13 protein-coding genes are annotated in these 11,530 nt (G+C 66.3%); 10 read left to right on the top strand and 3 right to left on the bottom strand.

Going from position 1 to position 11,530, the window contains the following annotated elements; all coding sequences use genetic code 11:
• Nucleotides 1–29: 29 nt before the first annotated feature.
• The 5 genes from hpaE (at nucleotide 30) to SBP01_RS01085 (ending at nucleotide 5,860) form a co-directional block, all read left to right on the top strand.
• The gene (hpaE, locus tag SBP01_RS01105; RefSeq protein WP_320537203.1) at nucleotides 30–1,544 is read left to right on the top strand and encodes a 5-carboxymethyl-2-hydroxymuconate semialdehyde dehydrogenase; all 1,515 of its coding nucleotides are present in this window, start codon (nucleotides 30–32) and stop codon (nucleotides 1,542–1,544) included.
• Between the two features lie 112 nt (nucleotides 1,545–1,656).
• The gene (gene hpaD / locus SBP01_RS01100) at nucleotides 1,657–2,742 is read left to right on the top strand and encodes a 3,4-dihydroxyphenylacetate 2,3-dioxygenase (protein WP_320537202.1); all 1,086 of its coding nucleotides are present in this window, start codon (nucleotides 1,657–1,659) and stop codon (nucleotides 2,740–2,742) included.
• Nucleotides 2,743–2,744: 2 nt separating this feature from the next.
• Nucleotides 2,745–3,530, top strand: a complete 786-nt coding sequence (gene hpaH, locus SBP01_RS01095) for a 2-oxo-hept-4-ene-1,7-dioate hydratase (RefSeq protein ID WP_320537201.1) — start codon at nucleotides 2,745–2,747, stop codon at nucleotides 3,528–3,530.
• The gene (locus tag SBP01_RS01090; protein WP_320537200.1) at nucleotides 3,515–4,333 is read left to right on the top strand and encodes an HpcH/HpaI aldolase/citrate lyase family protein; all 819 of its coding nucleotides are present in this window, start codon (nucleotides 3,515–3,517) and stop codon (nucleotides 4,331–4,333) included. Before hpaH ends, SBP01_RS01090 begins: the two co-directional genes overlap by 16 nt.
• A 21-nt stretch (nucleotides 4,334–4,354) precedes the next feature.
• Nucleotides 4,355–5,860: an NAD-dependent succinate-semialdehyde dehydrogenase gene (locus SBP01_RS01085; protein WP_320537199.1), complete on the top strand. Its 1,506-nt coding sequence runs from the start codon at nucleotides 4,355–4,357 to the stop codon at nucleotides 5,858–5,860.
• A 9-nt stretch (nucleotides 5,861–5,869) separates the two neighbouring features.
• On the opposite strand, the gene SBP01_RS01080 is transcribed toward SBP01_RS01085, so the two are convergent.
• The 3 genes from SBP01_RS01080 to SBP01_RS01070 form a co-directional block, all read right to left on the bottom strand.
• Nucleotides 5,870–6,637, bottom strand: a complete 768-nt coding sequence (locus SBP01_RS01080; protein WP_320537198.1) for a glucosamine-6-phosphate deaminase — start codon at nucleotides 6,635–6,637, stop codon at nucleotides 5,870–5,872.
• Nucleotides 6,638–6,723: 86 nt separating this feature from the next.
• Complete coding sequence (locus tag SBP01_RS01075) at nucleotides 6,724–7,455, bottom strand: FadR/GntR family transcriptional regulator (protein ID WP_275213769.1); 732 nt, start codon at nucleotides 7,453–7,455, stop codon at nucleotides 6,724–6,726.
• Between the two features lie 118 nt (nucleotides 7,456–7,573).
• Nucleotides 7,574–8,371, bottom strand: a complete 798-nt coding sequence (locus SBP01_RS01070) for an alpha/beta hydrolase (RefSeq protein ID WP_320537197.1) — start codon at nucleotides 8,369–8,371, stop codon at nucleotides 7,574–7,576.
• Nucleotides 8,372–8,569: 198 nt separating this feature from the next.
• Between SBP01_RS01070 and SBP01_RS01065 the strand changes: the two genes are divergently transcribed.
• From SBP01_RS01065 to SBP01_RS01045, 5 genes are all read left to right on the top strand, one after another.
• On the top strand, nucleotides 8,570–9,304 hold the full coding sequence (locus SBP01_RS01065; protein ID WP_320537196.1) for a GAF and ANTAR domain-containing protein: 735 nt from the start codon (nucleotides 8,570–8,572) through the stop codon (nucleotides 9,302–9,304).
• Entirely contained in the window at nucleotides 9,294–9,533 is a 240-nt protein-coding gene (locus SBP01_RS01060) for a hypothetical protein (protein WP_320537195.1), read from the top strand. The genes SBP01_RS01065 and SBP01_RS01060 overlap by 11 nt, the downstream gene beginning before the upstream one ends.
• A gap of 17 nt (nucleotides 9,534–9,550) precedes the next feature.
• On the top strand, nucleotides 9,551–10,327 hold the full coding sequence (locus SBP01_RS01055) for a GAF and ANTAR domain-containing protein (protein WP_320537194.1): 777 nt from the start codon (nucleotides 9,551–9,553) through the stop codon (nucleotides 10,325–10,327).
• 140 nt (nucleotides 10,328–10,467) lie between these two features.
• Nucleotides 10,468–11,208 carry a GAF and ANTAR domain-containing protein gene (locus SBP01_RS01050; RefSeq protein WP_320537193.1) on the top strand — a complete coding sequence of 247 codons (741 nt, stop codon included), beginning with the start codon at nucleotides 10,468–10,470 and terminating at the stop codon, nucleotides 11,206–11,208.
• Complete coding sequence (locus SBP01_RS01045; protein WP_275213764.1) at nucleotides 11,195–11,482, top strand: hypothetical protein; 288 nt, start codon at nucleotides 11,195–11,197, stop codon at nucleotides 11,480–11,482. The genes SBP01_RS01050 and SBP01_RS01045 overlap by 14 nt, the downstream gene beginning before the upstream one ends.
• The last annotated feature ends 48 nt before the right edge of the window (nucleotides 11,483–11,530 follow it).

Here is an 11,530-nt window from a genome sequence, read left to right as displayed (position 1 = left end):
GCGTTGGACTAGTAGCTAAGGAAACAACAATGACGTTCACTGCCGCAGAAGCCAGCACGCATTACGTGCCGCAGGACCTGCCCTCCCATATCCAGCACTACATCAACGGCCAGTTCGTGGACTCGGTGTCCGGCAAGACCTTCGACGTCCTGGACCCGGTGTCCAACACCAACTACGCCACCGCAGCCGCCGGCCAGAAAGAGGACATCGACCTCGCCGTCGCCGCCGCCCGCGAAGCCTTCAAGAACGGCCCGTGGCCCAGGATGAAGCCGCGCGAACGCGCCCGGATCCTGAACAGGATCGCCGACGCCGTCGAGGCCCAGGAGGAACGCCTGGCCGAACTCGAAACCTTCGATACCGGCCTGCCGATTACCCAGGCCAAGGGCCAGGCCCTCCGCGCAGCCGAGAACTTCCGCTTCTTCGCGGACCTGATCGTGGCCCAGTTCGACGACGCCATGAAGGTCCCGGGCTCCCAGATCAACTACGTGAACCGCAAGCCGATCGGCGTCGCCGGCCTGATCACGCCGTGGAACACCCCGTTTATGCTGGAGTCCTGGAAGCTGGCCCCGGCCCTGGCCACCGGCAACACCGTGGTCCTGAAGCCGGCAGAGTTCACCCCGCTCTCCGCCTCGCTGTGGGCCACCATCTTCAAGGACGCCGGCCTGCCTGACGGTGTGTTCAACCTGGTCAACGGCCTGGGCGAGGAAGCCGGCGACGCGCTGGTCAAGCACCCGGACGTGCCGCTGATCTCCTTCACCGGCGAAACCACCACGGGCCAGACGATCTTCCGCAACGCCGCCGCCAACCTCAAGGGCCTGTCCATGGAACTCGGCGGCAAGTCCCCGTGCGTCGTGTTCGCCGACGCCGACCTGGACGCCGCCATCGATTCCGCGCTGTTCGGGGTCTTCTCCCTGAACGGCGAACGCTGCACCGCCGGCTCACGCATCCTCGTCGAACGCGCCATCTACGACGAATTCTGCGAAAAGTACGCCGCCCGGGCCAAGAACATCGTGGTGGGCGATCCGCACGATCCCAAGACCCAGGTGGGCGCCCTGGTCCACCCGGAGCACTACGAAAAGGTGGCCTCCTACGTGGAGATCGGCAAGTCCGAAGGCCGGCTCCTCGCCGGCGGCGGCCGCCCCGACCACCTGCCCGAGGGCAACTACATCGCGCCCACGGTGTTCGCCGACGTCGCCCCGGACGCGCGGATCTTCCAGGAGGAGATCTTCGGCCCGGTGGTTGCAATCACCCCGTTCGAGAACGACGATGAAGCCCTCGCCCTGGCGAACAACACCAAGTACGGCCTGGCCGCCTACATCTGGACCCAGAACCTGACCCGGGCGCACAACTTCTCCCAAAACGTCGAGGCCGGCATGGTGTGGCTCAACAGCCACAACGTCCGGGACCTGCGCACCCCGTTCGGCGGCGTCAAGGCCTCGGGCCTCGGCCACGAGGGCGGCTACCGCTCCATCGACTTCTACACCGACCAGCAGGCCGTGCACATCACCCTCGGCACCGTCCACACCCCCAAGTTCGGCGCCTAACCACCACTTGCAGCCCAACTGGGTAGCAGCATTTGTCGTTATGAGCCCCCAAAACGACATCTACTGCTACCTAGTTGGGTCCCCGCAACCCTTTCAAAGAAGAGAGACCACCATGACGAACTTCATCCCCACCCCCACTGTCCCTGCCCCGGACATCGTCCGCTGCGCCTACATGGAAATCGTGGTCACCGACCTCGCCAGGTCCCGCGAGTTCTACGTTGACCTCCTGGGCCTGCACGTCACTGAGGAAGACGAGAACAACATCTACCTGCGCTCCCTCGAGGAGTTCATCCACCACAACCTGGTGCTCCGCAAGGGACCCATCGCCGCCGTCGCCGCCTTTGCCTACCGGGTGAAGTCCCCCGCCGAGGTGGACGCCGCCGAGGCGTACTACCGCGAGCTGGGCTGCCGGGTGGAACGCCGCAAGGACGGCTTCACCAAGGGCATCGGCGATTCCGTCCGCGTGGAGGACCCGCTGGGCTTCCCCTACGAGTTCTTCTATGACGTGGAGCACGTGGAGCGCCTCACCCAGCGCTACGACCTCTACTCCGCCGGCGAACTGGTGCGCCTGGACCACTTCAACCAGGTCACCCCGGACGTCCCCCGCGGCCGCAAGTACCTGGAGGACCTCGGCTTCCGCGTCTCCGAGGACATCAAGGATTCCGACGGCGTCACGTACGCCGCGTGGATGCACCGCAAGCAGACCGTCCATGACACCGCCCTGACCGGCGGCAACGGCCCGCGCATGCACCACGTCGCGTTCGCCACCCACGAAAAGCACAACATCATCCAGATCTGCGACAAGATGGGCGCCCTGCGCATCAGCGACCGGATCGAACGCGGCCCCGGCCGCCACGGCGTGTCCAACGCCTTCTACCTCTACATCCTGGACCCGGACGGCCACCGGATCGAGATCTACACGCAGGATTACTACACCGGCGACCCGGACAACCCCACCATCACCTGGGACGTCCACGACAACCAGCGCCGCGACTGGTGGGGCAACCCCGTGGTCCCGTCCTGGTACACCGAAGCGTCCCTGGTGCTGGACCTGGACGGCAACCCGCAGCCGGTCATAGTCCGTGAGGAAAAGTCCGAGATGGCCGTCACCGTGGGCGCCGACGGGTTCTCCTACACCCGCAAGGACGGTTCCCCCGAAGGGGACCGGACGGGCTTCAAACTCGGGGCGCAGCTCTAGCCATGCTGGATGCGAAGACGATCGAGGCCATCGCGGACGAGCTGGTGGAGGCCGGCCGCTCACGGACGCCCGTCTCCCGGCTGACTGCACGGTACCCGGAGATGACGGTGGAGGATTCCTATGCCGTGCAGCAGTTGTGGCGCCGCCGGAATGAGGAAGCCGGGCGGACGCTGGTGGGCCGGAAGATCGGCCTCACGTCCCGGGCGATGCAGGCAGCCACCGGCATCACCGAACCGGACTACGGCGCGATCTTCGATGACATGGTCCTGGAAACGGGCTGCTCGGTGGAGTGGGACAAGTACACCCATCCCCGGGTCGAAGTGGAACTGGCGTTTGTCCTGAAGGACGCCCTGAAGGGGCCGGGCTGCACCATCTTCGATGTCCTGAACGCCACCGATTACGTGGTCCCGGCCCTGGAGATCCTCGATTCCCGGATCGAGATGGAGGGCCGGACCATCGTGGACACCATCTCGGACAACGCCGCGATGGGCGCCATGGTGATCGGCGGCCGCCCGGTCAGGCCCGACGCCGTGGACCTCCGCTGGGTCTCCGCCATCCTGTACAAGAACCAGACCGTGGAGGAGACCGGCGTGGCCGCGGGGGTCCTGGACCACCCGGCCAACGGAGTGCACTGGCTGGCCAACAAGATCGCCGCCCACGGTGACAGCATGAAGGCCGGGGACATCATCCTCGCCGGCTCCTTTACCCGCCCGATGTGGGTCAACAAGGGCGATACCGTCCACGCCGACTACGGACCACTGGGAGTTGTCACATGCCGCTTCGACTAGAAGACACTTTCCGGGACGCCCTCCGCGGACAGGCGGGCGAGGAGGGCCGTCCGCTGGCCGGCATGTGGGTGTGTTCCGGCAGCCCGCTGATCGCCGAACTCTGCGCCGGGTCCGGGCTGGACTGGCTCCTGGTCGACGCCGAACACAGCCCCAACGGGCTTGAATCCATCCTCGCCCAGCTCCAGGCCGTCCACGGCTACCCGGTCCACACCCTGGTCCGGCCACCGGTGAACGACACCGTGCTGATCAAGCAGTACCTGGACCTCGGCGTGCAGAACCTGCTGATCCCCATGGTCAACTCGGCGGCGGACGCCGAAGCTGCGGTGGCGGCCACCCGCTACCCGCCCCACGGGGTCCGCGGGGTCGGGTCCGCGCTGGCCCGCGCCGCCCGCTGGAACCGCGTCCCGGACTACCTCGCCCGGGCCTCGGAAACCATCAGCGTCACCGTCCAGATCGAGTCCACCGCCGCGGTGGACTCGGTCGAGGACATACTGAAAGTGGACGGCGTGGACGCCATCTTCCTGGGACCGTCCGACCTCGCCGCTTCCATGGGCTTCCTGGGACAGCAGGAACACCCCGAGGTGCGCGCCGCCGTCGAACACTGCCTCGCGGCTGCGAAAGCGGCCGGGAAACCCGCCGGCGTCAACGCCTTCAGCCCTGCGACCGCGGATCACTACCTTGCCAGCGGCGCCAACTTCATTCTGGTGGGCGCGGACGTGGCCCTCCTGGCCCGCGGATCCGAGGCTCTCGCAGCCCGGTACATCCAACGGTCCGACGTCGACTCTCCCGCCACCAGCTACTGACCATTTTCCGAAGGACTTCTGATGACACTTTCTGCGCTCTCCCCTGCCGTTTCGCCGGAGCGTACGGCCTCGCTCCTGGCTTCAGTTCCTACCGGCGTGCTGATCGGCGGGCAGTGGGTGGACGCGTCCGACGGCGGCACGTTCGACGTGCATGATCCCGCCACCGGGGAGGTGCTCGCCACCCTCGCCTCGGCAACCAGCCAGGATGCGGTGGCCGCGCTCGACGCCGCGGATGCCGTCCAGGCGTCCTGGGCGCGGACGGCGCCGCGGGAACGGGCGGAGATCCTGCGGCGGGCCTTTGACCTGGTGACCGAACGCGCCGGGGATTTCGCGCTGCTGATGACCCTGGAAATGGGCAAACCCCTGGCCGAAGCCCGCGCTGAGGTGACCTACGGTGCCGAGTTCCTGCGCTGGTTCGCCGAAGAAACCGTCCGGGACTACGGCCGCTACCTCACCACCCCCGAGGGCAAAAACAAGATCCTCGTCCAACACAAACCCGTCGGCCCCTGCCTGCTGATCACGCCGTGGAACTTCCCGCTGGCCATGGCCACCCGCAAGGTGGCCCCCGCCATCGCCGCCGGCTGCACCATGGTCCTCAAGCCCGCCAAACTCACCCCGCTGACCGCCCAATACTTCGCGCAGACCATGCTCGACGCCGGGCTCCCGGCAGGTGTGTTGAACGTTGTGTCCTCCGCCAGCGCGGCCGGGATTTCCGGGCCGCTGCTGAAGGATTCCCGGCTCCGCAAGGTGAGCTTCACCGGCTCCACCCCGGTGGGCAAACGCCTCATGGCCGACGCCGCACAGAACGTACTGCGGACCTCCATGGAACTCGGCGGCAACGCCCCCTTCATCGTGTTCGAGGACGCCGACCTGGACGCCGCCGTCGACGGGGCCATGGCGGCCAAGATGCGGAACATGGGCGAGGCCTGCACCGCCGCCAACCGGTTCCTCGTCCAGGAATCCGTGGCCCAGGAATTCACCGCCAAGTTCGCCGCCGCGATGGGCGCCCTGACCACCGGCCGCGGCACCGAGCCCGCAACCCAGGTGGGACCGCTGATCGACGCCGGAGCCCGCGACGACGTGCACGCGCTGGTGACCGCCGCCGTCGACGCCGGCGCCACCGCCCTCACCGGGGGCTCCCCCGTGGACGGGCCCGGGTACTTCTACCCGCCCACCGTCCTGGCCAACGTGCCCAATGACGCCGCGATCCTCCGTCAGGAAATCTTCGGCCCCGTCGCCCCCATCACCACCTTCGCCAATGAAGCGGACGCCATCCGGCTCGCCAACGCCAGCGAATACGGCCTCGCGTCCTACCTCTACAGCCGGGACTTCAACCGCCTCCTGCGGGTGGCCGAACAGATCGAATTCGGCATGGTGGGCTTCAACGCCGGAGTCATCTCCAACGCGGCGGCACCCTTCGGCGGCGTCAAGCAATCAGGTCTCGGCCGCGAAGGCGGCACCGAAGGCATCGCCGAATACACCACCACCCAATACATCGGCATCGCAGACCCCTACGCCGGGCATTAGGACGGGCTCTTAGACGCCGGCGGCCGCTTCCGCCACCCGCACGGCCACCTGGCCGCTGCCCGGCGCCAGCTGTGAGGCGGCTGCCTCGTCGGCCACCACCGTCACGTGCGGGTGCCGCTGCAGGACTGACGCCGGGCAGCCGGCGGAGACGGGACCGTTCAGCGCGGCGGCCAGGATGGCTGCCTTGTCCGCACCATTGACCACCAGCAAAAGGTGCCGGGCCTCCATGATGGTGCCCAGGCCCTGGGTGATGCAGCGGAGCGGGACTTCCGCGGGAGTGCTGAAGTAGCGGGCGTTGGCCGCCCGGGTGCGCTCGGTGAGGACCTCCACGCGGGTCCGGGAGTCCAGGGCGGAGCCCGGCTCGTTGAAGGCCAGGTGCCCGTTGTGGCCGATGCCCAAAATCTGCACGTCGATCCCGCCGGCGGCGGCAATGGCGGCGTCATAGTCGGCAGCCGCCCGGCCGGGGTCCGCAGCACTGCCGTCCGGCACGGCCACCCTGGCGCGGTCCAGGTGCAGCCGTTCAGTCACCTCACGCCGGATAACTTCCGCGTAGCTTTCCGGGTGGCCGGCGGGCAGGCCCACGTATTCGTCCAGGGCGAAGCCGCTGACCCCTGACATGTCCACCGAATGGCCCGCGAGCGCTTTGTAGATAGGCAGCGGCGAGCCGCCGGTGGCCAGGCCCAGGACGGCGCCGGGTTTGCTGCGGATGACCGCGGCAAGGATCCCGGCGGCAACGGAACCGGTGGCGGCGGCGGTGGGCACTACGAAGATTTCCACGTCAAAGGCACTCTCTACGAAAAGCGGGCAGGGCTAAGTCCGCCCGCGGGTGCGGGCGCCGGGCAGGGCGTGTGGATGCGGCCGCGCTAGCTGGCCGCGACTTCCTTGAGTTTCAGGCGGATGCCGTCAAAGTGGCGCTGCAGGCGCTCGGAGGCCAACGCTTTGTCCTTGTCGGCCACGGCTTGGTAGATGTCCCAGTGGACCCGGGTCTGCTCTTCGAGGTTGACCGGGCCGGTACCGAGAGCCAGGTGGATCTTGCGGTACACCTGCCAGAACACGTCCATCAGGTTGATCAGCAGCTCATTGTTAAGGGGCGCGTAAAGGCGGCGGTGGAACTCGGCGTCGTGCACATACAGGTGCTCGCCATTCTTGGCGGCCGCTTCCATCGCTTCCATCGTGGTGCGCAGATCCGCGAGGTGCTGGTCCGTGAGGAGGTCGATGGCGGAGCCGATCAGCCCGGATTCGAGGGCCTGCCGCACGTCGATCAGTTCCATGGCTTCTTCGCCCTTGTGGCGCAGCGACAGCCGGCCGCGGAAGGTCAGGCCGGAGACCAGGGCGCTGAAGTTGTTGGGGGCGACGAACATGCCGAAGCCGTGCCGGATCTCTATGACGCCGAGTGCCTGCAGTACCTTCAGGGATTCGCGGACGGTGTTGCGGCCCACCCCGAGCTCGGCGGAGAGTTCACTTTCGGTGGGCAGGGCGTCCCCCACGTCCAGGCCACGCTCCAGGATGAGGTCCATGATCCGCGTCTGCAGGGCATGCGACCGGAGCTGCGCGCTGAAACGGGCAGGTGAAACTTCCTGGGATGCGGTAGCCACGTGATCTCCTCCTTGCGCCGGCAGGCGACTTGTCTTACTCCTAGAGTACAGGAGATGGGATGTCCAATGTCTAGAGTGTCGTACCTAATTTCCGGAATCCGTACCCCAGGCCCCGAATCTAACCCAGGAGCGACCGAACCAGCTCGCGGCACGTGCGGTACGCGGCGGTTTTCGGGTCGATGAGGTCGTAATGGTCGCCGGGAACCGTCACCAACCGGACCGGCATGTGTGCTGACGTGCCCGCCTCGACGTAGGACCCGGACTGGCTCAAGGGAACGGTGTCGTCGGCGGCCCCGTGAACCGCAATTACGGGCACGGCCAGCGGGAGGGCGGTCATGGGGTCCGCGTACCGGAGGCGGAGCGGATAGTCCGACGACGGTCCCCCCAGCAGGTTGCTCACCGCACCATTGCTGAGGTTCAGCCGCTCCGCCTCGGCGAGGTTGAGGAGGCCGGACTGGCTGACCACACCCGTAAGGTGCACCGCATCCTGCTGCGACGGTAGCTGCCGGTGCACCTCCGGCAGGCCGGACTCGGCGAGTATGTCCCGGCCGGCCGCCCAGACGGCAAGGTGGCCGCCGGCCGAATGCCCCAACGCCACCACGCGGTCCAGGCTCAGGCCATGCCCGGCCGCAACATCGCGCAGCTTGTCGAGTCCCGCCAGCACGTCCAGGAAGGTATGGGGCCAGCCTCCCCCGTTTCCGGCACGCCGGTATTCGAGGTTCCAGGCGGCGATGCCCTGGGCGGCCAGGTCCGTTGCGATCGGTTCCCCTAGTTCGGCGCCGTACTGCGGGCGCCAGTAGCCCCCGTGAATCACCACCACTATCCCCTGGTGCGCACCGCCGTCGGGCACGTCCGGCAGGAAGAGCTCACCCCACTGGCTGGGGTCGCCACCGTACTGGTATTTGTGCCGCTTCACCCCATCCCCCACTTCTGTTGTGCCCTACTAATAGTTGACCCGGCCAGCCCGCGGCGCCCTGCAAAGAGCGTAATGTCGATAGTAGAAGATTTCGGGTGGCACAAGGGTCCGGGGTTAACTATTCGGGCCGTGCGCGCAGAGAGCGCCCAGCCGCCAGCCGGGTCAGTGACCTCCGGCGATGCATGGAATCGAGGCCGCATGGCCGAGAACAACGCCCTCCCCACCGCCGAGCAATTGCAGGACCTGCTGCTGGAGAGCCCCGGCTTCACCGAATTCCTTCTGGAACTTACCGCCATTTCCGCGTCCCTGCTCGGCGGGGATGCGCCCATGCTGTGCGCCATTACGGTGGAACGCCAGAGCGGCCCGGCAACGGTGGCCAGCAGCTCCGCTGAAGCGCGCAGCCTCGATGAGCGCCAGTACGCTTACGACGACGGTCCGTGCCTGACCGCCCTGCGGCACCAGCGCACGGTCCACATCCCCGATCTTGAGGCGGACGAGAGCTGGGAGTGGTACGCAAAAGCCATTTCGAGCGAGGGAATCCAGACGATTCTGGCTGTCCCCATTCCCGCCGACAACGGCTCCCGGGCGGCGTTGAACTGCTATTCAACCAAAGCCCACGCATTCTCGGCGGAGACGGTCGCGGCAGTGGAAGATCACGCCAAGTCCCTTTCCAGGATCCTCCGCCTGGCCATGCGGGTGCATTCTCCTGAGCCCTATCCGGAACACCTCAGGTCCGCGCTCCGCTCCCGGGCGATCGTGGACTCAGCCGTTTCACTCATCATGGTGCACAACCGCTGTAGCCATGAGGCTGCGCTTGAGCTTTTGCAGTTGGCCTCCCGCAGCACCAACCGGCGGATGCATGACATCGCCCAGGACATCCTGCGCAACGCATCCGGGATTCCGGTGATTACCGGAGAGACCGATGATCAGTGACAGGGCTTCTTCCGAGCAGTCTGCCTTCGAACCGGACCCGCGCAAGTTTGCGGCGGCTCAGTTCCAGCGGGCAAACCTGACGGTCCCCGAGCTGTGGACCTACTATTGCGGAATCGGCGGCACTGCAGATGAAGTGGTGCTGGACGCCTATCTGAATGAAATGGTGGAGCTTCCTCCCCTGCAGGTGGATCTGCTCCATACCGCCATCAAAGAGATCACGGCGGACTGAAGAGGAAGGGAGTGCCCATGTCCGAGGGAATGGATACGCGGAAGTTCCATTACGACGGCGGCCGGGAAGAGAGCGTGGAAGATTTTGTCCTCCAGCTCCAGGACGTCATCCTGCAAAGTTCCGACGTCCGTGACTTCCTCACGGATATGGCCGCCATCATGGCCTCGCGGCTGTCACAGAGCGGGAACCACATCTCGTGCGGGATCACCGTAATCCGGAACAAACGGCCCACCACGGTGGCCAGCAGCGATTCCAGGGCCCGGGCCCTGGATGAACTGCAGAACAGCTTCGGCGACGGGCCCTGCCTCACGGCCCTCCGGAACGGGACTGTGATCTACGTCCCGGATCTGGACTCGGAACCACGCTGGCCCAAATACAACGGTGCCGCACGCGCCGTGGAGATCAGATCCATCCTCGCCGTACCCATGCATCTCCAGGCACCCGCGCAGGCCGTGGTGAACCTGTACGCGCCCGTCCCGGACGGCTTCTCGCATGACGGGATTGACCAGGCCGAGAGCCTCACCGGCACAGCCGCGAAAGCCCTCGATATTGCACTGAACATGGCGCAGTTGCGTACTGCGCGTGATGACCTCTCCGCGGCCCTGAAATCCCGCACCGTTATCGACACGGCGATCGGGGTCATCATTGCCCAGAACAGGTGCCGGCGGGATGAGGCATTCGACATCCTGGTGAAGACGTCCAGCCACCGGAACATCAAACTGAGGGAGGTGGCCGCCAGCATCGTCTCGTCGGTTTCCGGCGAACAGGAATTCCCTACCCCATATGACGAATAGCCCGTGTACGCGAATCGTGCCGCGCGGGGCTCTCGGCCCAGCGGACGCGTTAGGCTTTACCTGAAAGCGCTGAGCGGCCCGAAACAGGGTTATCCGGCCCTCCGATGGCCGGTCACGCTGAATGGCCGGAGGCAGAAAGTATGATCAAGAAATATCCCCTGGATGAACTTTCCACCGTCCTCGGCAGGATTATGGGGCTCCTCCTCACGGAAGAGAAGGTGGACCGCGCCGTGCAGCTGCTCTCGCGGGCCGTCCGGGACTCCATTCCGGGGACGCTGGGAGCCGGCGTTTCCATTCTTGACCCCAATGCCCGGCCTGTCAGTTCAGGGTCCACGGATGCCGTGGTTCAACGCGCTGATACCCTGCAATACGAACTGGTCCAGGGCCCCTGCCTCACCGCCTGGGCCACCGAGCAAAGCGTCCTGATCCGCGACGTGGCCAAGGATGGCCGGTGGCCGGGCTGGAGCTCAGCCGTGGCTGGCCTTCCCATCCGCTCAGTGGTCAGCACGCCACTCCTTACCGACGGCGAGGCCCTCGGCGCCATGAAAATCTACGCCGCAACCCCCAACGCCTTCGATGAGGCCACCACCACCCTCATGGAGCTGTTTGCCGCGCCCGCGGCAACATTGCTCGCGCACATCCAGACTGCCGAAACCCCCGCACGCATCAGTGAAAGCCTCCAGGCAGCCCTCCACAGCAGGGACCTGATCAACCGGGCCTGCGGAGTCCTCATGGAGCGCCATACCCTCAGCGAGGACGAGGCCTTGCAGCAGCTGATGAAGCAGGCCCGCACCTCGCGCACCACGCTCAGCGAAGTCAGCGCCGCTCTTTTGGCTGTCAGCACTGACCGGCCTAGAGGCACCAGTGATGGGCTTCGATAGCAGCGAACCCGAGCAGCGCCGCCGGCTCCAGGCAGCGCTGACTGCAGCACAAGTTACCACCGGCGACCTGTGGCTGTACTACTTCGGCATCGGCGGGACCGTGGGCGAGTACGAGGTGGAAGCCTACATGCAGGGACTGCTCTCCCTCCCCCAGCTCCAGCGGGACCTGCTGGCCATGGCCGCGAACGAACTTACCGCCGGCAACGAAGGCCCCCGCGCACCCTACTCGGACGAAATCGACGCCGACGATCCCCCCAGCTCCGAACAGGCCTGACGCTCTCTCACTTAATGTGGGTTTTTACTCGACGCTCTCTCACTTAAC

This window comes from Pseudarthrobacter sp. IC2-21 (assembly GCF_034048115.1).
GTDB classification, from domain to species: Bacteria; Actinomycetota; Actinomycetes; order Actinomycetales; family Micrococcaceae; genus Arthrobacter; species Arthrobacter naphthalenicus.
The sequence above is the reverse complement of the archived record's forward strand: the minus strand, read 5'-3'. Positions and strand labels throughout refer to the sequence as shown.